15 protein-coding genes are annotated in these 24,864 nt (G+C 41.9%); 8 read left to right on the forward strand and 7 right to left on the reverse strand.

Features of this window, described 5'->3' with window-relative positions:
- Positions 1–18: 18 nt before the first annotated feature.
- The 7 genes from NQ546_RS00220 (at position 19) to hepC (ending at position 14,337) form a co-directional block, all read left to right on the forward strand.
- Positions 19–1,530: an alpha-L-fucosidase gene (locus NQ546_RS00220; RefSeq protein ID WP_039952893.1), complete on the forward strand. Its 1,512-nt coding sequence runs from the start codon at positions 19–21 to the stop codon at positions 1,528–1,530.
- Between the two features lie 95 nt (positions 1,531–1,625).
- Positions 1,626–4,823: a SusC/RagA family TonB-linked outer membrane protein gene (locus NQ546_RS00225; RefSeq protein WP_004288408.1), complete on the forward strand. Its 3,198-nt coding sequence runs from the start codon at positions 1,626–1,628 to the stop codon at positions 4,821–4,823.
- A gap of 23 nt (positions 4,824–4,846) precedes the next feature.
- Positions 4,847–6,613: a RagB/SusD family nutrient uptake outer membrane protein gene (locus tag NQ546_RS00230; protein WP_004288407.1), complete on the forward strand. Its 1,767-nt coding sequence runs from the start codon at positions 4,847–4,849 to the stop codon at positions 6,611–6,613.
- A gap of 102 nt (positions 6,614–6,715) precedes the next feature.
- A complete protein-coding gene (locus tag NQ546_RS00235; RefSeq protein ID WP_004288406.1) occupies positions 6,716–8,320 on the forward strand; it encodes a sulfatase-like hydrolase/transferase in 1,605 nt (534 codons plus the stop codon).
- Positions 8,321–8,336: 16 nt separating this feature from the next.
- Entirely contained in the window at positions 8,337–10,811 is a 2,475-nt protein-coding gene (locus tag NQ546_RS00240) for a DUF4962 domain-containing protein (RefSeq protein ID WP_081446741.1), read from the forward strand.
- Positions 10,812–10,875: 64 nt separating this feature from the next.
- Positions 10,876–12,330: an alpha-L-fucosidase gene (locus NQ546_RS00245; protein WP_004288404.1), complete on the forward strand. Its 1,455-nt coding sequence runs from the start codon at positions 10,876–10,878 to the stop codon at positions 12,328–12,330.
- 21 nt (positions 12,331–12,351) lie between these two features.
- On the forward strand, positions 12,352–14,337 hold the full coding sequence (hepC, locus tag NQ546_RS00250; protein ID WP_039952984.1) for a heparin-sulfate lyase HepC: 1,986 nt from the start codon (positions 12,352–12,354) through the stop codon (positions 14,335–14,337).
- Positions 14,338–14,468: 131 nt separating this feature from the next.
- Here hepC and NQ546_RS00255 read toward each other — a convergent pair whose 3' ends face one another.
- From NQ546_RS00255 to NQ546_RS00285, 7 genes are all read right to left on the reverse strand, one after another.
- Entirely contained in the window at positions 14,469–15,506 is a 1,038-nt protein-coding gene (locus NQ546_RS00255) for a DHH family phosphoesterase (protein WP_004288402.1), read from the reverse strand.
- Positions 15,507–15,607: 101 nt separating this feature from the next.
- The gene (locus tag NQ546_RS00260) at positions 15,608–17,662 is read right to left on the reverse strand and encodes a ComEC/Rec2 family competence protein (protein ID WP_004288401.1); all 2,055 of its coding nucleotides are present in this window, start codon (positions 17,660–17,662) and stop codon (positions 15,608–15,610) included.
- Between the two features lie 51 nt (positions 17,663–17,713).
- Complete coding sequence (gene rpe, locus NQ546_RS00265; protein ID WP_004288400.1) at positions 17,714–18,364, reverse strand: ribulose-phosphate 3-epimerase; 651 nt, start codon at positions 18,362–18,364, stop codon at positions 17,714–17,716.
- A 70-nt stretch (positions 18,365–18,434) separates the two neighbouring features.
- Positions 18,435–19,409 carry a methionyl-tRNA formyltransferase gene (gene fmt, locus NQ546_RS00270; RefSeq protein ID WP_004288399.1) on the reverse strand — a complete coding sequence of 325 codons (975 nt, stop codon included), beginning with the start codon at positions 19,407–19,409 and terminating at the stop codon, positions 18,435–18,437.
- A 7-nt stretch (positions 19,410–19,416) separates the two neighbouring features.
- Positions 19,417–21,207, reverse strand: a complete 1,791-nt coding sequence (locus NQ546_RS00275) for a chloride channel protein (RefSeq protein ID WP_004288398.1) — start codon at positions 21,205–21,207, stop codon at positions 19,417–19,419.
- 5 nt (positions 21,208–21,212) lie between these two features.
- Positions 21,213–21,776, reverse strand: a complete 564-nt coding sequence (locus NQ546_RS00280) for an L-threonylcarbamoyladenylate synthase (protein ID WP_004288397.1) — start codon at positions 21,774–21,776, stop codon at positions 21,213–21,215.
- Between the two features lie 177 nt (positions 21,777–21,953).
- On the reverse strand, positions 21,954–24,032 hold the full coding sequence (locus NQ546_RS00285; protein ID WP_004288396.1) for a hypothetical protein: 2,079 nt from the start codon (positions 24,030–24,032) through the stop codon (positions 21,954–21,956).
- 388 nt (positions 24,033–24,420) lie between these two features.
- Here NQ546_RS00285 and NQ546_RS00290 point away from each other — a divergent pair, with 388 nt between their 5' ends.
- The gene (locus NQ546_RS00290) at positions 24,421–24,858 is read left to right on the forward strand and encodes an acyl-CoA thioesterase (protein ID WP_004288395.1); all 438 of its coding nucleotides are present in this window, start codon (positions 24,421–24,423) and stop codon (positions 24,856–24,858) included.
- Positions 24,859–24,864 lie beyond the last annotated feature (6 nt).

Here is a 24,864-nt window from a genome sequence, read left to right on the forward strand (position 1 = left end):
TACTTAAAATCAAATATTATGAAATTATTTATTACTATCCTACTCTCATTGATGTCGTGTATCGCATCAGCGCAAGAAAATAAAACGAATTGGGAAACTTTATCCGACTACAAAGTTCCCGAATGGTTTCAAGATGCAAAATTCGGTATTTATTTCCATTGGGGGGTGTATTCCGTTCCCGAATTTCAAACGGAATGGTATCCCCGCTATCTTTACTTTCCGTGGTCTGATGTACATAAGCATCACGAAAAGACCTATGGTCCTGTCTCTAAATTCGGTTATCATGATTTGATTCCACTCTTTAAGGCTGAAAAATTTAATGCCAAAGAATGGGTATCATTATTCAAAAAGGCCGGTGCCCGTTTCGTAGGACCAGTAGCTGAACATCATGATGGATTTTCCATGTGGGATAGCAAATGTACACCTTGGAATGCAGTAAATATGGGACCTAAAAAGGATATTGTAGGTGAAATAGCAAGAGAAGTACGAAACCAAGATTTAAAATTTATCACCACTTTCCACCATGCACGTAATTTCCAACGTTATTCCGATCCCGATATACTAAAAGCAGAATTGGCAAAGAAACTTCCTGCCGAACGCAGACGCTTTTATCGTAGTCACTTCCCTTATTATCCGGGAACACATCCTGCTTCCAATGATCCAAAGTTACAATATTTATATGGTAATATGCCGGCCGAAAAATGGAATCGGGAAATATGGTTTGGAAAACTGAAAGAAGTGATAGATAAGTACGAGCCTGATATTATTTGGTTTGACTCTTGGTTGGATGAAATTCCGGAACAATATCGTTATGAGTTCTGTGACTATTATTTACGTAAGTCCAAAGAACGTAATAAAGAGGTGGTTATTGTACGCAAACAAAACGATCTCCCCCTTTCCGTCAGTGTAGAGAATTTGGAAAACTCACGCAAAAGTAATTTACATCCGGTAGTTTGGGAAACGGATGAAACGGTGAGCTATGGCAGTTGGTCCTACACCACAGATTTAAAAATAAAACCATCGAAACATCTCATTCATGAACTGATTGATATTGTGAGTAAAAATGGTGTGTTATTACTTAATGTTTCGCCACGAGCTTCCGGCGAGATACCTGCCGACCAACAGAAGGTATTGCTTGAAATAGGAGAATGGTTAAAGCAGAATGGAGAGGCCATTTATAATACCCGTCCCTGGTATACCTATGGCGAAGGACCAACAAAGGAACCTGAAGGGAGCCTCAAAAACCGCAAACTATTTGATTCTCTTGAATATACTTCCCTGGATTATCGTTTCACTCGAAAGGGGAATACTGTGTATGTATTGACTATGGGAGAACTTAACGTTGGTTCTAATATCTTATTGAAATCTTTAGTTTCTAAACAAATGGCAGAAGTACCAAAAATCCAACGTGTAACAATTTTAGGTAGTACTAAGACTGTAAATTGGAAAATGGATAGGAATGGATTGATACTGAATGTACCAGAAATTCCTAATAAAGTATCGATAGTATATAAAGTAGAATTTCAATAAAATAGACTATGAAGTTCTAACAACTATTGAATTTTAATATTTTCTAAAAACAAATAGCAAACTTTTACATAAAAAGAACCTTAAATATATTTATTATGGGAATTAGAAACTACATTTTGGTGTTTATCCTCGCCTTTGCGAGCATATCTGCATATGCGCAAAGTTTGACCGTCACTGGTAAAGTCATTGATAGCGATGGATATGAGGTTATCGGTGGCAGTATTACCGTTAAAGGTATCCCCGGTACAGGAACTGTTACAGATGTAAATGGTAACTATTCTTTGAAAGTAAATGATGCATTCAAGGATGTATTGGTCTTTTCGTACGTAGGTATGACTTCTCAAGAAATAAAAGTCAATGGTAAAAGTATAATTAATGTAACATTGAAGGCTGACGCAGTAATGCTGGATGAGGTAGTTGCAATTGGTTATGCTACCGTCAAACGCAAAGATTTAACTGGTTCTGTTGCTTCTGTCGGCAGTCAGGAACTGTCCAAAATACCTGTTAGTGATGTCACGCAGGCCTTGTCTGGACGTATGGCGGGTGTAATGGTGCAACAAAGTGAGGGAGCCCCCGGGTCTTCTGTCTCTATTCGCGTGCGTGGCGGTATCTCCATTACCCAAAGTAATGAACCTCTTTATGTGATCGACGGTTTTCCAAGTGAAGATGGAATGTCTACACTTGATCCTGCCGAAATTGAGACCATTGATGTATTGAAAGATGCATCTGCCACGGCTATTTATGGTGCTCGTGGTGCTAATGGCGTTGTGGTCATAACTACCAAAAACGGGAGTAAGGCCGGCGGTAAGGCTACCGTGACATTCGACAGCTATGTCGGAATTAAGAAGATAGCGAACGAACTGGATGTGCTTTCTCCTTATGAGTTTGTGAAACTGGACTATGAGCGTACTTTATGGAGAATGAGTACAGGTGACGCTGATGTCAATGGCATGGATATTTGGGAAAGCAGATATGGGAAATATAACGATATAGCATCCAATTATCTCAGTCGTAAAGGGATCAATTGGCAGGACGAAACATTGGGACGTACTGCATTAACCCAAAATTATCGTGTAGCAGTTTCCGGAAAGACAGAGAAGATAAATTATAGCTTGGCTTATTCATATTTTAATGAAGAGGGAGCCATGGTCTACAGTGGCAATCAAAAGCACAACATCTCTTTCAATATGAATCATGAAGTAAACAAATGGCTAACAATAAACTCTCGTATCAGTTATGACCAAATGCGTATAGAAGGCATGGGAACTTCTGAGGGTGGAGATCGTTTCAATAAAATGCAGCATATATTGCAGTATCGTCCGACAATCGGTATTCAAGGAGTAGATGCCGATTTACTTGCCTCTGAAGATCCGTTGTTTATAGATGATTCAGGAAATGTAATGCAGAACCCGTTGATTTCGGCTGCGGAAGAAACCAATGATCGTGAATGGCGTACTTTTCAAGCAAATGCCGGTGCGACAATAAAATTGTTAAAAGGGCTGTCTTTCCGTTCGACAGTAGGTATGCGTTATCAAACCCGTCGTAATGATGTGTTTTATGGAGATGAATCCATAACTGCTAAGCGCAGTAGTATCTATGGTTCTATCACCAATATTGAAAGCAACAGTTTCCAGACTTCCAATGTCCTAACTTATGCGTGGAAAAACAAAATTCATGATATAACCGCAATGATGGGACATGAATATGTAACTAAATGGATACGTAATTTCTCTGCCAGTGCAAATCAGTTTCCAAATGATGAGATTGGGCTAGGTGACCTTTCTTTAGGAACTCCGAGTACTCCTACTTCTAACGAGAATTACGATGATAAATTGCTGTCTTTCTTTGCGCGCGTGAATTACAGTTTGATGGACAAATATCTATTTACAGCTTCCTTACGTACCGATGGTTCTTCTAAATTCGGAAAAAATAACAAATGGGGATACTTTCCCGCTTTTTCTGCGGCTTGGCGTTTAAGTGAAGAAGAGTTCATTAAGGATTTAAATATATTCTCTGATTTAAAACTCCGTATAGGTTATGGTTTATCCGGTAATAACCGGATAAACAGCTATCAAAGTTTGGCTATTATGAGCTCGGTTACCGCCGCTAATGCCAATGGAGCACAGGCTGGTTACGCATCAAGCCAAGTTCCCAACCCCGATTTGAAATGGGAAGCAAATAAGACATTTAACTTAGGATTGGATTTTGGTTTCTTGAATCAACGTATCACTTTTTCTCCTGAATTTTATATCAATCGTAGCAGTAATTTATTACTGGATGCCAAATTGCCCTACTCTTCCGGTTACAAGAGCATGGTGATTAATGCAGGTGAAACTGAAAATATAGGTATTGATTTGACCGTTAATACAATCAATATAACCAATAAAAACTTTACATGGGGAACTTCTGTAACTTTCTCGCATAATAAGAATAAAGTTAACAAACTCACAGGTGAAGATGTTCAACTATATTTAGCCAATTTTGGATATGATGGTGCCGGTGCCTCACATCAGATTGGTGTTGGCCAACCTGTCGGACAGTTTTATGGTTATGTAACAGACGGATTGTATCAAATCAGTGACTTTAATTATGATGCAACCTCTAATAAATATACATTAAAGGATGGCATACCTTATCGTGGTGATAAGTCCAACGTTCAACCTGGATATTGGAAATTTAAAAATGTAGATGGAAGTGAAGACAACTTAATTACGGAAAATGACAAAACAGTAATTGGCAATGCTTCCCCTTCTTTCTATGGCGGTATTAATAATACTTTCACATGGAAAAACCTCGATTTAAGTATTTTCCTAACTTATAGTTATGGTGCAGAAGTACTGAATGCAACCAAAATGACCAATACAAAAACCGCTAATACCAACAAAAATGTTTTAGCTATAGCTAATGAGGCTAACCGTTGGGTGACAATTAACAACAATGGAGAAAGGATCACCAATCCTGATGAATTGGATGCCGTAAACCGAGGAAAGACGATTGCTCATTTTGGTGATATGAATAATACCTATATACATTCTTGGGGGGTAGAGGACGCTTCGTTCCTAAAGTTGAGTAATATCACATTAGGTTACACATTCCCAAAACAGGTTATCAGTAAAATTGGTTTAAGTAAATTACGCTTGTATGCTACAGGCAATAACCTTTTGACTTGGACACCTTATACCGGATTCGACCCGGAAGTTTCCACTATGGGCAGTGCCTTGACACCGGGTGTTGACTTTGGAGCTTATCCTAAAAGTCGTTCTTTTGTATTTGGTATTAACGTAGCATTTTAATCAGACTTAAAAAAGAGAATACAATGAAAAATAAACTGATATATGCGCTTTGCGCACTGATAACAGTAGGATTCGCTTCTTGTGAACTTACGGAAAATCCTGATTCAAAATATGAAAAGGATACTTATTTTACCACAGAGGAGAAAGCCCGAATGGCAGTAGTGAGTATATACGACTGTTTGGAAACAGGCAAGTATTATGGACAATATGCAATGGCCTGCTTTGGTTCTGATGATATTTTTATGATAAAGGGAGTGGGATCCGATGGTACCCGGCGAGATATTTCCCATTATAAGTGTTCCGCATCCAATACCTGGCTTACTACGATTTGGCAATATGCCTATCAGGGAATTGATCGTGCCAATTTGGCTATAACCAACATTGAAAAAATGGTAGGGTACGAGGAGAACGAGATTTTGAAAGAACTGGTGGCACAAGCCAAATTTCTTCGTGCTTTCATTACTTTTGATTTGATCAAATTTTGGGGAGACGTACCTTTTACTACGGAACCTACCAGTGGTTATGACATGACCTCAAAACCCCGTACCGATCGTGAACTAATTTATGATCAGATCATTAATGATTTAGATTTTGCCAAAACACATCTGAAGCCAGGAAACGATATGGCTTCCTCTGAAATCCCCTGTCAGGGTGCAGCCCGTGCATTATTAATGCGTATCTATCTTCAGCGGGCAGGATATAGTTTAGATCGTAAGACTCGTACATTAACTCGTCCGTCAGATACCGAACGCAAAACTTATTTTGAGGCAGTAATAAAAGAATGGAAAACTTTTAAAACAGAGAATTATCACAATTTCTATAATGGTGGATATGAGCAGCTCTTTAAAAACTATTCTCAATTGGTATTAAACAATCAGGAAAGTTTGTGGGAGATTGCATTTGAACCAAACCAAGGGGAAGCCGATAACTCAGGTGCATGGGCAACGTGGATGGGACCCGAAGTAGATGCGCCCGGAAAGTATTCCGGAACAAGCAACTATATGGGGCGTGCCAACGGTTATATTATAGTATTGCCGTATTGGAAATCCTTTTATGAGTCTAATGCAAACAATACTTCCAAAGATATACGTCGTGATGTAAATTTTGTGGATTATTTCTATAAATGGGATAAAAATTCTGAAATGCACTATAAATCATATACATGCGATGAAATAGCAAAAAGTTTGAGAAGATATCCTGGTAAATGGCGCAGAGAATGGATGGCGCTTGGATTTGTCAACCCTAACAACACTGGTGTCAATTACTGTCCGCTACGTTATGCTGATGTGGTGTTAATGGCAGCCGAGGCCTATAACGAAACCGGAAACACACCGGAAGCCTGGAATTTATTGAATGATGTACGTAGACGTGCTAAAGCGACACCCATCAACAATTCAAACTATGCAAGTTTGCTTAAAGCCCCCAAAGTATATGATTTACCATTCATAGCGGATGGGGATGACGCCGGAAAATTCCGTACTGCTCTCTATTGGGAACGCGCTTTTGAACTCTGTTATGAAGGTCAACGTAAATATGACTTACTACGTTGGGGCATTCTGGGTGATGCACTAAGGGCTACCCAGTCATATCTTGAAACTTGGCAACCAGGGCCGGAAGAACATATTGATCAAGGTACATTAGACACTTGGAATCCAGTTACTTGGGCCTCAAGCAACTATGTAGCTGGACATACTTTTGTGGATGGCAAACATGAACTGTATCCTATTCCTTTGGCAGAAATACAGTCCAATGCTGCATTAGAAAATCAGAACAACCCTGGCTATGACTAAAATTCGGTCTTTTTAATGAAGAGTGAAAACTTTTAAAACACAAAGGGCTGTTCAAAAGCCAAAATCAGCTAACACTCTGTCTTGTCATTTTGAGAAAAGCTGATGCCATATCTATTAGACTTTTGGACAGCCTTTTTATTAATTTATCTTTTTACCTTTATGAAAAATGTCTTACATTCTTATTTTACCCAAAAGATGGGTATAAAGATTGGCATAAGTATTCTAGGATATACAATCGGAGGAACTATCGATCTTATTGCCCAAAACGCGAAACAGGAAAACTGCCGTCCCAACATAGTATTAATAATTTCGGATGAACATAATGGAAATATAATGGGATGTATGGGGGATCCGTATATACATACTCCTAATTTAGATGCGTTGGCTGAAAACGGTATACTGTTTAAATCTCATTATTGTGCTTCACCGATTTCCGGTCCGTCACGCCAATCTCTTACTACTGGAAAATATGTATCACATCATAATGTGTGGGGGAATACGGTCGGATGTCCTAATGATATTACGTCATTACCTCGCATCATGCAACAGCAAGGTTATGAAACCGTATTAACTGGAGGTATGAAATATAACGGATTGAATTATGGATGGAACTCATATAAAGCAAACGACGGATATAAAATAGCATATGATAAGAAAAAAAAGGCGGGCACTGACATAGCCCAAAAACGTGAACGTATAAAGGCCGGAGTATTTGTGAATAACAAGGAAGATATAGGCAAAGAGTTTACTCCAATGGGAGCTACTGACATGAATTTATTTACAGACATACAAAGAAGCCAGGATGCAATAGCATACATAAAGAATAGAGCTCATGTAAAACAACCTTTTTTCTTACTTGTCGGATTGATGGCTCCGCATTATCCGTTGCAAGCTACGCAGGAACTGGTTGATAAATATAAAGATAAAATTCCTATGCCCAAAATTCCCAAAGGATATATAGAAAACTTACCACTAAACTATAAGCACTTAAGAAACACGCGTAAGCTTGAGAATGTACCAAAAGAGATTGTCAAAAAAGCAAGAGAATGCTACTATGCACGCGTAGAATGGGCAGATAGCCAAATCGGTAAGATTATCAAAACAATAAACGAATCTCCAATGGCAGATAACACAATCATAATATATACAAGTGACCATGGGGAAAATCTGGGAGAACATGGTCTTTGGTGGAAAAACTGTCTATATGATTGTTCTGCCAAAGTTCCATTAATCATTAGTAACCCTAAACGTTGGAAAGGAAAACAAACAAGAAGCAAAAACACAGAATCAGTAGATTTGGTTCAGACAATAGCCGATTTAGGGGGTACAAAAGTGCCAAACGATTGGGACGGCGAGTCCATGTTACCTCTTTTAGAGGACTCAACCTATAACTGGAAAGACTTTGCAATCTGTGAATATTACGCAGGTTATATAGCTTCCGGAATAACGATGTATCGCCAAGGTAAATGGAAGTATGTCTATCATGCAAGAATGGATGAAAACCATGGTCCGGAAATCGAATTATACGATATGGATAATGACCCAGAAGAGTTAACCAATTTGGCTCGGGATAATCAATACAAGATGCTAATCCAGGATTTACATCAAGAACTAATATGTAAATTAGGAGAAGACCCTGAGCTGATTGAAAAACGATATCGGGCAGGTGCTATCCCTGAAGCTCCTCTAGGAATAAAATCAGAATAATATAAAATACAAAGTTATGAATAATGTAATAAGGTGTGTACTTTTATCGTACTTGTCTATTTGTTGTATCAGTCATATCCAATCTCAACATGTAATATATCCCCAAAGATTATATGAGGATTTTAGAAAAGTATCTTCTCCTATAAATAACAAAGAAATTAAAATAAACCCGACAGAGCTACTATGGCCATCAGTAAAATATTGGGAAGGAAGAGATGTTGTGTACAATGTCTATTTAAGTCGCGATTCCCTATTTCCCGAAACTACAACTTTTGTTAGCAAAAATCAAAGAACATGTTTTTATAATCCTCACAAAATATTGGATGCCGGCATTTGGTATTGGAAATATGATATTGTAGATAAAGATAAAATTGAAACTAAGGGGATATATTCCTTTGTTGTCCCACCAAAAACCATTACTTTCGAATCCCCTTGTTTTACTGATTTTGCAAATAATATCAGTAAAAATCATCCTCGTATAATGAACCAAGGTAATGATATTAACTCTGTTCGGAAACAGATGAAAAATTACCCGGCATATAATACGATTGTGAATAACGCCATGAATGCGTTAGAATTCGAAGTATATCAAGGGCCATACTATGACGAGAACCCTGCCGTTGAAAAAAGATTACAAAAGATACATTCCATTGAATTTAAACGTTATCATGACATATTACAATGTTATGTACTCACTGGAGAAGAAAAACTTTTAGATAATCTATTATCAAGAATTAATATCTTATTAACTTGGCCTACTCATGATTTGCTGGGTTCTCAGGTATTAACAGCTTTATCTTTAGGTTATGACGCCTTATACAATGAATTACCTGCAAACTTGAAAAAACAGATATTACAAAAAATTGAGCAGCAAATGTGTAGTGGCTTGGAAAAATGGCCAGGAGTAATAGAAACAAAACAAGTAGAAAATCACTTTTGGCAAATGGAAATCTCTGGCAATTTTTGTGCGGCTCTCGCTACTATTCATGATTCAGAAATAGCAAAAGAGATGTTAAAATACACATATGAGTTATTTATAGCACGTTTCCCAAATCTATCAACCAAATATGATGGTGGATGGGCTGAAGGAATGGGATACTTTGCAGTAAATAACAGTTGTATAATTAATATGGCATTATGGATGAAAAAAATTGCAGGTGTAGATGTTTTTCATATGCCTTGGTATAAAAAATTGTCCGATTATTACATATACTTTGCTCCTGTAAATGGGCAGATAGAAGGTTTTGGAGATTCACATGAACGCAAGGAAAATGGAAATAAAGAGGGAACTTCGATTTCATTTATATTATCGTGTGAATCCCATTATCCATCTGCTAATTATCGATTACTGTCTCAATTTAAGGCAGCAGAAAATAAATCCACTTTCTTTAATAGTATTGAACCTTGGTATCAGATGGTAAATTCCATACAGTTTAATTCTGAAAAGCTGGTACTTCCTGACTCAATGCCCAATGAAAAAGTGTTTTACAGTACCGGTTTAGCAGCAATGCATACGGACATAAAAAATGTAGATAAAGGAACATCTGTCTATTTCCGTTCTTCTCCCTTTGGAGCCAAAGGGCACATGCATGCCAACCAAAATAGTTTTAACATAGCAAGGAAAGGAGAACGAATTTTTTATTCCAGTGGATATTATACATCTTTTGCAGATCCACATTCGATGACTTCTTATCGAAACACTCGGGCATCTAATACCATTTTAGTAAATGATTGCGGACAAGCTTTTGGGCATGAAGGATACGGATTTATCAAACGTTTTCTTGCCGGTAAAGAAATAACTTATGTTTGCGGTGATGCCACTGCGGCTTATAAACCTACTACGGACAAACAGTTTCTAACGATGAATGCCGAAAACGGTATAAAAGAGACCCAAGCATATGGAGTAGGTGATTCAAAATTAAAACTTTTTGAACGGCATTTAGCCTTCATTCGCCCAAATCTAATAGTCATCTATGATGTATTAGAGTCAGAACAAGATTGTAATTGGACCTTTCTGTTACATACCATGAAAGATCAGCAACCCACAATTGAGAAATCAGGCACTTTGCGTGTAGTTACTCCTCTAAATACCGCTTGTGTCAATGTTTTTGGTTCCTCATTCATACAACCTTTTTGCACAAACCAGTTCTTTTCTCCAGCCATTGATTTTAAGAAAAAGTATAAAGAAGTTCCCAATCAATATCACATAAGTTATAAAACAGCTAAAAAGTCTAAAAGAATGCGTTACCTTGCTATTTTGCAACTAGGAGAGAATGGGGATAAATTAACACCTATCCACCCTAATCATAAAGGAGAAATAAGATTAGGAGATATTACAATTTCTGCAGAAATGAGTCCAACTAAACCTGCAAAAATGAATATCAAAACGACAAAAACGTCCCTCGATGTTCAACCTACAAAAACAATACTGAAAGATACTACAAAAAAACAAATTTGTTACAATCAATATCCAGAACAGATGCATAGGTAAACTATTACGATATCTTTCCTGTAAATGTACAGTATTGTATAACCAATAAAACATAATAATCAACATGAAGAAAAAAATACTATTATTATTGACACTTACATTATTTCTGCAAAATGGTTTCACACAAACCGAAGAACATGACAGAAAAATGAAGTGGTGGCGCGAAGCACGTTTCGGAATGTTTATCCATTGGGGACCATATTCTATTTTAGGAGGAGTTTATAATGACTATCTACAACGAGTAGGAGGTACAGAATGGATAATGAATCGATGCAAAATTCCTGTAAAAGAATATCAGGAAATAACCAAAACATTCAATCCAGTGAAATATGATGCTGAAGCGTGGGTAAAAATGGCGAAAGATGCCGGCATGAAATATTTAGTAATCACTGCCAAGCATCACGATGGTTTTGCCTTGTTTAAAACTAAAGCCAGCAAATATAATATTGTAGATTTTACTCCATATGGTAAAGATGTGCTAGATGCTTTAGCAAAGGCGTGCCGTAAACACGATATGAAATTAGGTTTCTACTATTCACAAATACAGGATTGGAATAATCCGGGAGGAACTACCGGTCGAAGAACCATGGACCAAGGATGGCCCAATCCGAAAGCAAACGAAATAGATGAGTATACCCAAGCACACAATGGTAGTTGGGATCCTTTACAACAAACGGCTACTCGCAAAGAATACTTCAACAATATAGCTATTCCCCAAATCAAAGAATTGCTCACCAATTATGGAGACATTGCTATATTCTTTTGGGACACCCCTACAGGAATGACAGAAGAGTATGCAAAAAAAATAAATGATCTCTTTAAAGATTATCCGCACATCATTACCAATGACCGCCTAATCAGAGGTAGCAAAAAATATACTGGTGATTATAAGACTCCTGAACAAATAATTCCCACCGTCAAGCAACTTGACGGTACCGACTGGGAAACCAACATGACTTTAAATGACAGTTGGGGATACAAGAAACGAGGTTGTGTATGGAAAACATCGGAGACCCTGATTCTTAACCTAGTAGATATAGTGTCTAAAGGGGGAAACTACCTACTAAATATTGCTCCGGACGGTGAGGGAGGAATTCCTGAAATAAATTACCACCGACTGAAAGAGATAGGAAACTGGATGAAAAAATACGGAGAGTCAATTTATGAAACAGAACGTGTAAAGACATCTCAGCCGATGTGGGGACGCTGTACACAGAAAATCGTAGGAAACAAAACCTATGTTTACCTGCACGTAATTGATTGGCCGGAAGACCAACAGTTACTGTTCCGTCTGTATGAAAAGGCTATATCCGCCAAATTATTACACAACGGACAAACTTTAAAGTTTAAAAACACCCATGATGGCATTTACATTGATCTTCCGAAATACGCTCCAGACAAGTATGTGTCGGTAATAAAGGTTGAATTCGACAAGCAGCTTCCCCGATTTAAAATCAGGCCAATGAACCAAAGCAACTACGAAATAGTAGATGCCGATAAAGAATCCCAAAAGAAGTAAATTGGAACAATGCAACAGATTATGAAGAGTACAATCATTCTATTCGTTAGTTTTTTATATTGCGCGATTGTGCAAGCTCAAATACTTAATAAAGAGGTTTTCAACTTGCTTAACCTGAATTATCCCGGTTTGGAGCAGGTAAAGAGGGCTTATTATGAAGACAAATTGGAAACAGCCGCTAATGAGTTGCTGAAGTACTACCGCAAGCGGACACACGTAGTCAATCCTTTCCTTGATTTAGCAAATGTCACCATCACCCCGATCGAACAAGGATGGGCGGATGACGCCATGCAGCATACTTTCTTCGTTCATAAAGGTTATCAACCGTCGTATAATTACGGAAAAGACATCGACTGGCAATACTGGCCGGTGAGAGACAACGAACTGCGCTGGCAACTTCATCGGCATAAATGGTTCACCCCTATGGGAAAAGCCTATTGGCTGACGAAGGACGAGAAGTATGCCAAGGAATGGGTCTATCAGTATCTTGACTGGATAAAGAAAAATCCTCTGCAACAGATTGACCCCGTACTTTACGAAGTTTATGACATAGACGGTGTGAAAGGTCCAGCAGAAAACGTGCGCTTCGCATGGCGCCCATTGGAAACGAGCGGCCGTTTACAAGACCAAATGAATCAGTTTACTCTTTTTCTGCATTCTCAGGCGTTTACCCCTGCGTTCCTTACAGACTTTTTGGTAAATTATTCCAAACATGCCCACCACACCATAGCCAACTACTCACAACAAGGCAACCACCTTCTGTTTGAGGCCGAATATGTACTTTGTGCAGGGATTTTCTTTCCTGAGTTTATCGAAGCTCCCAACTGGCGCAAAAGCGGTATTGACATACTAAACCGCGAGATAAAGAAACAAGTGTACGATGATGGCGGACAGTATGAACTGGATTTAGGCTACCATGGAGGCTGCATCGGCATTTTCAGCAATGCGCTCAACATGGCTAAAGTGAATGGCTATGGTAAAGAGTTTCCCGATTCTTATGCCAACACCATAAAAAAAATGATGATGTTCTCAATAAACACCTATTTCCCCGACTATACTTTTCCTTGTTTCAGCGATGCCAAACGCGCAAAACCGTTCAGCCTTGTGCGCAACTATCAGCGTTGGTCAGAACTCTTCCCCGAGGATGAGCAACTGCGTTATTTTGCCACACAAGGCAAGAAAGGCAAACAACCCACTTGGCTCTGCCATGCTTCCGCCAACTCCGGTTTTTTCACTTTCCGCAATGGTTGGGGACAAGATGCCACCGTAATGATATTGAAAGCAGGTCCTAAAGCTGAATGGCATTGTCAACCGGACAACGGTACCTTCGAACTATGGTTCAACGGCAAAAACCTCTTTCCAGACTCAGGCGCGTTCATCTATGGTGGTGATGAAGAAGTGTGGAAACAACGCAACTGGTTTCGTCAGACAGCAGTGCACAACACGCTAACGCTTGACAACAAAAACATTGAAACCACCCAGTCCGTCACCAAGTTATGGAAGACACTGCCCGATGCCCAAGTACTTGTAACCGAAAATTCAAGTTATAAGGACCTGACACACCGCCGTTCCGTATTTTTTGTAGACAACAGCTATTTTGTCATCGTAGACGAAGCCATTGGAAATGCTCTCGGCATTGTGAACCTTCACTATCAACTCTGCGATGGTAAAGTAGAACTTGACAAGTCTAAAGGGCTACTCTGCACACGCTACCCGGGCAATAGCAATGTAGTACTCCGTTGCTTTGGCCCAGACAACTTACAGATAGAGGAAGAAGAAGGCTGGTACTCCATTGCCTACCGCCAGCGCACAAAACGGCCAGCAGTGACATTCAATGCAGAAAAGAGCACCGGTGAAACCATCCGCTATGTCACTGTTATTTATCCGCAGGAGCAGGTGAAGAAGTCTATGAAAATATCGGCATCCATCAAGAATGCAACTACAGATAGAATGAAAGTAGAAGTAAACGTAAACGGTCGGAAGCGTACACTCAGTTATGAGTTGTAGCCTGTCCGTACATATTATTATAATCTGTTCAAATGAAATCCCTTGATTTACTTTTCCGTATGCAAACGGAAAGTTAAATCAAGGGATTTCAATCTTTTCACTTAAGGATATCTCCGTTTCAACTGTCGCTTTCAGCCTTTGGCGTTAAGCAGCGGTTTGAACTTCTCCAAGGCAAGTTCCAATACTTTTTTAGCCTCCCCCAGCGTTCCATAAAATTCCCCGCCGGAAGCGTTCAAGTGTCCACCGCCGTTAAAGAATTCAGCTGCCAACCGGTTGCAAGGGAAACTTCCAACCGAACGCAAGGATACCTTTATCATAGGTTTCTCCGTATCTTCACGCAAGAAACAAGAGAAAACGACGTTCTTGATGCTCAATGGAATGTTCACAAACCCCTCACTGTCTCCGCGAATATAATTGAAATGACTCTGTTCTTTCTTTGTCAGCGTAATCAAAGCTGCACGATGGTCCGGATACACCTTCATCTGCGACAGCACATGTCCCATGAGACGCAAGCGGCTCTCGGAATAAGTATTATATACCTTCCGGTAAATATCATCCTTATCAATGCCTTTTGACAATAACTCACTGATTATAAAGTATATTTCACGATTATTGGAGTTGTAGGTGAAACCACCCGTATCGGTCATCATACCGGTATAGATACACTCCGCCCCCGACTTCGTGATATCATCGAAATATCCCATACGGCAAATCAAACGGAAAACAAGCTCCGAAGTGGAAGATATTTCGGGATGGGAAATGATAATTCTGCAGAAGTCTTCCGGGTTCAAATGATGATCGATCAGAATCTTGCGCGCCGGAGACGCCAATACGGCCTCAGCCATAGCATCAATACGGCTGATAGCATTGAAATCCAGACAACATATCACGTCCGCTTCCGCTATCAACTTATCGGCAAACTCTTTATAACGATCATACAAAAGTATGTCTTTACTACCGGGCATCCAACGCAAGAAATCAGGGAAAGCATTGGGGACAATGATGTTCACATCCTTGTCCTGCGTATTGAGGAAATGCCATAATCCCAAAGAGGAACCGATTGCATCTCCATCGGGGCCCACATGAGCAACAATTACAATTTTATCCGCACGCTCCATCCACTTGGCAAAGTGGTCTATCTTAGATTGCTCTATTACTTTTGTCAACATATAGTTTATCTGCTACTTTACGATTTTACGTTCAGAACAAACGGAAAAGTTCCGATTATCCATAACAATTGGAAAGGCAAAAGTACGAAAAAGTTTATGATTTATAATAATATGCGGACAGAACCTTTTTCCGAAAGAAGAAGATAAGGAATTCCCAAACTGATGCAATCATCAATCAGCCTGTTCCGATAATAACCGGAAAGAGATGAATCGGCCACTACCGTACCCACGTCAAATAAAGAAACAAACTCTCTTATGCTTCCTTTATATCCTTGGGACACATGCAGATAGTCAATGGTGACTGTTGCACCGGACACTTTATTGCGCCAACGGTCATCGCACAGCAAACAGATGCGTTTTCCGGCATAAAAGACTATCCGGTTACGAACGGAAATATCCGGAGCCGAATAATCCCCTGCAATAACGGCAGGGCACTCCAGATGCAGGCGATTCCAATAGGGAGAAAGTGCACGCTGCAAATAGGACGTATCGGACAAGCTGTCGGCGCAGACCAGCCATGAACGGGAATTATCCGCCAGGCAATGTACGGAAGGACATCCGCGGACATTATAAAAAACAATACTGCGTCGGGGAGCATCCGCTACGAATGAATACGAATGATAAGCAGCGCCAAGCAGCAAGCCTGACAAAGCAATGTAAACATTCAGCGCCGTACGCCTTGCCCAAACGCGGCAGACCAGCAACAGGCAAAAATAAAACAGAACGACGTCCCACATATCAACCCAAACATGATCAATAGAAGCCCAAGGGAGTTGCTCGATCCAACGGAGCGACAGATTCTGCACCCGAACCAATCCTTCCACCATATCCGCAACAACTTGTTGCAAACCGGGAAAAGGAGTCAGTACAAGCAGTACGACAGCTGCATATACAATCAATGACACCAACGGGATCACCCAAAGGTTAGTCAAAAGAAAATGAGTAGAGAATCGAGAGAAATAGAACATAACCAAAGGCGCCGTCCCTACCTGAGCAGCAACAGAAACAGTTGCCAGCCCCCATATTTTCCGTAGAACCGTATTCTTGACCGACACCAATCCGTACAGTCCGGGTTGCAGAAGCAAGATTGCCGCAACAGCCGAAAAAGACAGTTGAAAACCTACATCAAACAACCATACGGGCTTGAACAACAACATCAGAAAAGCCGTAGCCCCCAATGTGTTCAAAGCCATCTTGCCGCAAGCTGAAAAAAGAGTGGAGAGCAACCAAAACGAACACATGATAACGGCACGTATCACAGAAGGAGACAACCCCGTAAGGAAGGCAAATCCCCATAAGAATACGATTACCATTAACAGCAGAAGTGGTTTCAAGCCCCGCCATCTGTTCCACAATGGAGAAAGGAAAAACAGCAGCAAGGCGGAAATGAAGCCAATATGCAGTCCGGAAAGCGCCAGTACATGACTGGCTCCGGCAACCGAGTAGGTTTCAATTATATGCTCACTCAATTCCTCCTTATCGCCCACTGTCAGTGCAGAAAGTACGGCCAGTTCATCTCCTTGCAAACCCATATCCCGATATAAACCGGCTACCATGTCCCGACAGTCCAAAGCCTGTTGACGAAAAGTAGAAGAGCTGTCACAACCAATCACCCGCCATCGCCCGGCATGCACATAAGCAGTTCCGCACACTCCCTTCCGAAGCAAATAGCGGGCATAATCAAACTCATCCGGATTTCCATTGCTTACCGGTGCAGACAAACGAGTACGTACCAGCAGCTCGTCCCCTCTCTTCAGGGAATCCGCCGCCGAATCTTTAGGAAAATAGAATAAGAAGACCTTTTCAGAAGAAGTGTGCAAAAGTGTATCGTCCCGCACTTCTCCTTTCAAGACTGCACGAAACAAAATGCTGTTTGCCTTGATTTCAGGCTTCGCAGCAAGAGAAACCTGATAGACGGAAAGGGTTTCCGTATCCGGAAACTGGTATTCAGCCTGTTTTAACTGCAAGCTGACTAAAGCCCCTCCCAAGACAAAAAGAGAAAAGAACACGACAACTCCATAAAACCGGCAAAGGACATAATACCTCCGGCTAAGGATATACGCCCCTATCAACAATAAAGCTCCTGCCACCCACAAGCCGACAGGTAATATATAAGGATATTTGTCCCCATATACTATTCCACCCGCCAACGGCATCAGGAGTCGCAGGAAAGGATGCCGCTGTAAGCTGTCTGTTATCAATAAATATTACAGATTTCTCAAAGCATGGATCGCTTCTACCGGGTCGGGAGCAGAGAAAATTGCATTACCGGCCACCAAAACATCAGCTCCGGCCGCTACCAGACGGGCGCCGGTCTCCAAGTTTACACCTCCGTCAACCTCTATCAGAGCTTCCGAACCGGTCACCGTTATCAATTCACGCAATTCACGTACCTTATCAATGGTATGCTCAATAAACTTCTGACCGCCAAATCCCGGATTCACACTCATCACCAACACCATATAGACATCATTTATGATATCTCTTAACATAGCCACCGGAGTAGCCGGGTTGATAGTAACCGCAGGCAACATTCCCGCTTCACGAATCTGCTGCACCACCCGGTGAAGATGCGGGCAGGCCTCATAGTGTACATTCATTATACGCGCACCCAAAGCCTTTACTTCAGGAATGAACTTCTCCGGCTGTACTATCATCAGATGTACATCCAACGGCTTTTCCGCCAGCTTTGCCACATATTTCAGCACAGGGAAGCCGAAAGATATGTTGGGCACAAACACACCGTCCATAATGTCGATGTGCACCCAGCCGGCTTCACTACCGTTAATCATTTCAATATCATTTGCCAAATATGCAAAGTTGGCAGACAGTATGGAAGGCGATATTATAGGTTTCATAACAGTTATACTCTATCAGGTTACATGAATTACAACAAACAAATATAGCGAAAAGATTTCAGATAAGTAATTAACGCACCTTGTAATCTTCGGTCAATTTAAAGCCACGCAACAGTTCGTCGGTTTTCAGCCGTTTCTTGCCGGGAAGCTGCAATGCACGCACACTAATCCAGCCGTCCGTACCGGATATGCGGATGTATGTCTTACCGTCGGTCTGCAAAGTTCCCGGAGAAAACCGATGCGGCTGTTCCATTTTCTCCGTCTCAAAGATTTTCAGTACCACCACCGTTCCGTCCGGTTGCACCAGTTCCGTCCATGCAGCCGGGTAAGGAGACAAACCGCGGATAAAATCATAAATCCGTTTGACAGGCATGTTCCAATCAATACGGCAAGTGTCCTTGAATATTTTGGGAGCCGGACGCAACTCGCCCACTACCGCCATTTCCTCCTGCGGAACAGGTTTCACCTTACCGGCAATAATGGCATCCACCGTCTCCACAACCAAACGACCGCCAAGCATCATCAACTTATCATGCACAATACCCACATTGTCCGTATCGGCAATCGGCACGCGCACCTGCTGAATGACCTCGCCCGTATCTATTTCATGCTTCAAGAAAAAAGTAGTGATACCCGTTTCCGTATCACCATTGATCACCGCCCAATTGATAGGTGCAGCCCCCCGGTACTGCGGCAACAACGAAGCATGCAAATTGAAAGTCCCCAGCCGCGGCATATTCCATACCACCTCCGGCAACATCCTGAAAGCGACCACAATCTGCAAATCCGCATTCAAGGCACGCAAAGCCTCAACAAAGGTTTCATCCTTCAGTTTCTCCGGCTGGAGAAGCGGCAGGCCATGCTCCAGTGCATATTGTTTCACCGGGGAAAATTGTACCTTATGCCCACGTCCTGCCGGTTTGTCGGGCATGGTAATCACTCCTGCTATATTATATCCTCCTTCTACGAGACAACGCAAAGGTTCCACCGCAAACTCAGGAGTACCCATATATACAATCCGCAAATCTTCTTTTCTCATAACCATCTCTTTATTAATCTTCTGAAAAATGCACCAGTACCTGACGGTACGAATTGAATATCTTTGACTTGGAAACGAATCCGAGATATTTGCCTTCCGTATCCACTACCGGCAAGTTCCACACTTTCGTATCATCGAAAGTACGCATCACCTGCTCCATGCTGTCCGTATCATAAAGACGTGCCGGAACAGAAGTCATCAGCTTACCTACCGTAAAGCGATGATACAATTCCTGCCGGAACATGATATTTCGTATATCGTCCAGCAAGACGATACCTATCAGTTTATCTTCCTTGTCCGTCACCGGAAAAATATTACGGTGCGAAGCGGAGATCGCTTTCACCAATTCGGCAAGATCCATTTCCGGATGTACCGCCACAAAGTCTTTCTCCACCACGTTTTCCATTTTCATCAGTGTCAACACCGCCTTATCCTTATGGTGCGTCAGCAACTCTCCTTTCTTTGCCAGACGCATAGAGTAGATGCTATGTGGTTCGAAAACAATAATCGTCAGATAGGAACTGACCGCAACAATCATCAACGGAAGGAACAAATCGTAGCCTCCCGTCAGCTCGGCAATCAGAAATACTCCCGTCAACGGTGCATGCATGACACCACTCATCACCCCTGCCATGCCCAACAGTGCGAAATTCTTTTCGGGCAAGAAAGCGGTCATCTCAAAATCATTGCTAAAGTGGGAGAATACGAATCCGGCAATACATCCCAAGTACAGAGAAGGCGCAAAAATACCGCCGCAACCGCCACCGCCATTTGTCGCACTCGATGCGAATACCTTAAACAAGATTATCAGTATCAGATACAACAACAGCAATTGGCTATGTCCGTAGAAGAAGGAGTTGTTCATCACTGTATCCCACTCCACATTGCTGGTACCGTTCAACAGCAGTTCTATCGTGTCATAGCCTTCACCATAAAGCGGTGGGAAAAGGAATATCAGGATACTCAACATGGAACCGCCTACCAGCAGTTTCTTATAAGGGAGTTTCAATTTGCCGAACAACCCTTCCACCGAATTCATGGCACGAGTAAAGTAGAGGGAAACCAGTCCACAGAAAATTCCCAGCATAATCACATACGGAATACGCTCCAATTCAAAAGCCTGATCGAGATGAAACTTAAACATAGCTTCCGTACCTGTCACGATATATGAGACAGTTGCCGCCGTCACCGCCGAAATCAGCAGCGGAAGCAGTGAAGACATGGTCAAATCGATCATCAACACTTCCAGCGTAAACACAAGTCCCGCAATCGGAGCTTTAAAGATGCCCGCCACAGCGCCGGCAGCGCCACACCCCACCAACAACATAAGCGTGCGATGCTCCATCCTGAACAAACTTCCCAGATTGGAACCGATAGCCGAACCGGTGAGCACAATCGGTGCCTCTGCCCCGACCGAACCACCGAACCCGATTGTTATGGAACTGGCTATAATGGACGACCACGTATTATGCCGCTTGATGCGCCCTTGCCTACGGGATATGGCATACAGTATTTTGGTGACCCCATGACTGATATCATCTTTTACGACATAGCGCACAAACAGCCCTGCCAAAAAGATTCCTACCACCGGATATATCAGATACTGGTAATTAGCTTCCGTCGTATCAAAGTTCTCCGTAAGAAAATTCTGTATCCAGTGTATCAACACTTTCAATATCAATGCAGCAAATGCCGTAAAGATGCCAACCAAGAAACTAAGGAGCAGGATAAACCGTTTCTCCTTAATATTCCTCTCACGCCAAATGATAAAGCGCTGCAACCACCCTCTTTCTTCTCCAACCATCTTCTTTATTCGCGGATTATTTTAATCACACCACCCTTATCCAACTTTATTATGCTGGAGGGCTTCGGATTACTCATCTCTTCCTGACGATAGCCCACAATATAATCTACCGCCGACTTGACTTCCTCACTTATCTCACTGAAATTTCTCGGAGAGGGCTGCCCGCTTATATTAGCTGAGGTGGAAACAACAGCTTTGCGGAACTGTTGACAAAGGCGTTTCGAGAAATCCTCGTTTGTCACCCTGATGCCCACACTGCCGTCTTCCGCCAGCAAGTTTGCCGCCAGATTACGTGCACCCGAATAAATAATAGTCAACGGTTTGTCTGCCAAGTCTATCAAGTCCCACGCCACTTCCGGCACATCCTGAACGTAGAAATCCACTTTTACGGAAGAATCCACCAACACAAGCATCGCCTTGCTGTCCTGACGTTGCTTTATTTCATATACACGACGCACCGCATCTTCATTGGTAGCGTCACAACCGATTCCCCAAATGGTATCGGTGGGATATAAAATCACCCCGCCCTCCCGCATCACTTGGCAGGCTTTTTTAATGTCTTCTATCATTTCTTGATATATAAATACAGTGATTAATACGCAAAAGTAGTATTTTTTATTTTGCTATTACCTATCAAACACCTATTTAATTTAGAAAGGAGACAAAACCAACAAACAAACGGCCCCTCCCAACGGAGCAGGCCGCTTTCCATGAAACTAACCATTCATGCTGTGACTCAACGAGCTTTACGGCATGGAGGCGTTAAATTTAATCTTATAGGTTTTCACCAAACCCTTATAATCAAATTTCACAACAGCTGTCTTTGAGTTCGAATCGGCCTGTGTAATCGTTGTTTTCACACTCTTATCCGTTGCTGTAGCCGACACTTTCGGCAAGCCGGCTGCATTTGACGGAAGTTCATAAACCGTTTCGTACAGGTCATATCCCAAAACACCGTTGCTTTCAGTAGAACGTACGGGAGTTGCCGGCAACTCAATCTGTTTCCCATTAACAGCTATGTTCACTTCGGGAACAACCGGACGGGCTATATCTTTCTTTTTTGAGCTAAACCCTAAACCGATCAGATCAAAAAGTTCTTCTCCCCCTTCGCCTTCGGCAACAAGGAAAATGGCATGTTTCTTATCCAGGTGGTCGACGAACTTAGATACATCAACCGTAAACCGGGTTATCTCCTGTGCCGAATTACCCGGAACGCTTATCTCACCTATTTTTGTTCCTTTCCAAACCGCATTGCTCCATGGGCCATCCAACCATACGTTAACCTTGAACGCTTTTGATGTTTTCGGTGTGAGGAAAAGATTAAATGCGGTCTTATTCCCTTTTTGAGTCCCCTTAAACGCTTTCAAGCCCAACTTATCTTTATCCAAGCCGCCGAACCCGAAATATTTGTATCCTATTATATTACCATTCTTTACATTTGTGATGGATGCATGGTTATTCCAAATATCCCATGCATCTTGCTGAAGAGCTACATCGGAAAGATAACATGCAAATCCTGCCGAATAATATTGATAAGGATCAAGGCCGAAAATATGGAATCCTTCCGAAGTGACTTCTGCACCCTTATATTCGTTTCCCTGCGCATCCTTAGCTGTCCAAATGCCATCTTTTGCATACGGGTCATACCCCTTGATAGAGACTTTTCCTCCTTCCGACACAGCCTTTTCATCCCATTCCACATGGATCGGAGCCACCATTGCCTGGCGTGCATTTCCGAATCCCCGGGGTGGGCGGTGATAAAACACATACCACTGTCCGTTGATCTGCTCTATACTGCCATGGGTATTATGAGCGGCATTGCTTGTTTCCAAATGGGTGCCGTCCTGATTCAGCACCGGTGCGCGTGAATCCACCAATACTCCCCCGCTTTTCCAGGGGCCCAACGGTGAATCGCCATAGGCATAGCGCAAAGTGGAGTTGGTCATGCCCAGTCCATATTCGCGTCCGGAATATCCGCTGTAAATCGTGACATACTTATTCCCGATCTTACGGATGGAAGAAGCCTCAAAGAAGTTAAACGCTCCAAGATCTTCCCCCGGATAAATGTGCGGATATGAAATCGAATCGCGCACCATTCCGTTTCTGCGGCCTGCCGGCATAAAATATGGAATGACATCAGTGCCGGGACGTACGGAATACATTGTCTTTTGGTCCAACTGCGCTGCCAACGAACGTTGGAATCCCCAGTAGCCGTATGCCCTAAAACCGATTTCATAGTCAGGATCATCCGGATCCGTAACATATTCAATGTAAACAGAAGGGTCAAAACCCATGATACTTCCGGGCAAAGTCTTCGTTCCGTCGGCTGTCAGGTTGATAGGAGTGAAAGGTCCGTCGGGACGCTCTCCCTTAGCGACCATCGCTTCCCGGTGTCTGCCGCGGCTATGAGGATACAGATAATATTCCTTCTTACCGTCTTTTCTTCTCACCTCAACAAGATCGGGTGCATACATTACATCCCACTTCCCGCCTATCTGATACGTAAAAATCGGTCCTTCGTCACGCCAAGCGGACAAGTCCTCCACAGGTGCCGACCACATTCTTATATCAGCCCCGCAATAGCTCTTAAAGCGGACATCATGCGAACCGATGATATAAGCGCGGTATTTTCCCGGATTATCGGGATCTTCAAAAACGCGCGGCTCGCCATCAGGCAGATGTTCCCACAACGGCAGATACGGATTGCCCGTTCCCCGGTAAATGAAATTAGAGGTGTTTGCCCCCTCGTCATTAGCTACTGCTTTTGCCTCCGTGAGTCCGCATATAGCCAAAAATAAAAGCAATATTACCGATTTGTTTTTCATGATAATTAATAAGTATGTAAATATTATGTCGCAAATGTACGGCATTACCCCTTATCGGTTTAAGGATCATGTTACACATTTATTTCCCGTTGTTACATCATTCACTAAATATACTTAAAAACCGGCAAATAAACGCTTCTTTCCCATTTCATAGAAAGGAGAGCGGTATAGACAAACCTTTATCCGCACGCACAAATGACAAAAGCCCAAGCAGCTAATATTTTTTGGTTCCCACAGATATAATTACTCACAAAAAAGCTCTATCTTTGCTCAAAATTAGCAATATGCTTTTGTCGTCTTTTTAAGACATTGATTATTTCTATTTTCGCAAACGGCAAACTTTGCCTTTTGCACAACAGATATGACAAACAAGGTTTAAGAGAAAACAATGGAAGAAGAGATTAAATTTAACCACACATTACCCATACAACTGCGCTTTAACGACGTCGACAAATTCGGTCATGTCAACAATACCGTTTACTTCTCTTTCTACGATTTAGGCAAGACAGAATATTTTGCTTCCGTATGCCCGCACGTCGATTGGCAGAAAGACGGAATTGTCGTAGTCCATATAGAAGCTGATTTTCTTGCACAGATTTACGGTTCCGACCACATTGCCGTACAGACTGCTGTGACTAAGATCGGCACAAAGAGTTTCAATCTTGCGCAACGCGTTATTGATACAGAGACGCAGGAAGTGAAATGCACCTGCACCTCCGTCATGGTGACTTACGACCTTAGCAAACACGAATCCAAACCGCTGACGGAAGAATGGATTGAGGCTATCTGCAAATACGAAGGGCGAGATTTGCGCAAAAAATCATAACAGCGG

The organism is Bacteroides eggerthii, from assembly GCF_025146565.1.
GTDB lineage: Bacteria > Bacteroidota > Bacteroidia > Bacteroidales > Bacteroidaceae > Bacteroides > Bacteroides eggerthii.

Coding starts and splice junctions, on each gene's coding strand:
- NQ546_RS00220 (WP_039952893.1), top strand. CDS start 19: ATGAAATTATTTATTACTATCCTACTCTCATTGATGTCGTGTATCGCA.
- NQ546_RS00225 (WP_004288408.1), top strand. CDS start 1,626: ATGGGAATTAGAAACTACATTTTGGTGTTTATCCTCGCCTTTGCGAGC.
- NQ546_RS00230 (WP_004288407.1), top strand. CDS start 4,847: ATGAAAAATAAACTGATATATGCGCTTTGCGCACTGATAACAGTAGGA.
- NQ546_RS00235 (WP_004288406.1), top strand. CDS start 6,716: ATGCCATATCTATTAGACTTTTGGACAGCCTTTTTATTAATTTATCTT.
- NQ546_RS00240 (WP_081446741.1), top strand. CDS start 8,337: ATGAATAATGTAATAAGGTGTGTACTTTTATCGTACTTGTCTATTTGT.
- NQ546_RS00245 (WP_004288404.1), top strand. CDS start 10,876: ATGAAGAAAAAAATACTATTATTATTGACACTTACATTATTTCTGCAA.
- hepC (WP_039952984.1), top strand. CDS start 12,352: ATGAAGAGTACAATCATTCTATTCGTTAGTTTTTTATATTGCGCGATT.
- NQ546_RS00255 (WP_004288402.1), bottom strand. CDS start 15,506: ATGTTGACAAAAGTAATAGAGCAATCTAAGATAGACCACTTTGCCAAG.
- NQ546_RS00260 (WP_004288401.1), bottom strand. CDS start 17,662: ATGCCGTTGGCGGGTGGAATAGTATATGGGGACAAATATCCTTATATA.
- rpe (WP_004288400.1), bottom strand. CDS start 18,364: ATGAAACCTATAATATCGCCTTCCATACTGTCTGCCAACTTTGCATAT.
- fmt (WP_004288399.1), bottom strand. CDS start 19,409: ATGGTTATGAGAAAAGAAGATTTGCGGATTGTATATATGGGTACTCCT.
- NQ546_RS00275 (WP_004288398.1), bottom strand. CDS start 21,207: ATGGTTGGAGAAGAAAGAGGGTGGTTGCAGCGCTTTATCATTTGGCGT.
- NQ546_RS00280 (WP_004288397.1), bottom strand. CDS start 21,776: ATGATAGAAGACATTAAAAAAGCCTGCCAAGTGATGCGGGAGGGCGGG.
- NQ546_RS00285 (WP_004288396.1), bottom strand. CDS start 24,032: ATGAAAAACAAATCGGTAATATTGCTTTTATTTTTGGCTATATGCGGA.
- NQ546_RS00290 (WP_004288395.1), top strand. CDS start 24,421: ATGGAAGAAGAGATTAAATTTAACCACACATTACCCATACAACTGCGC.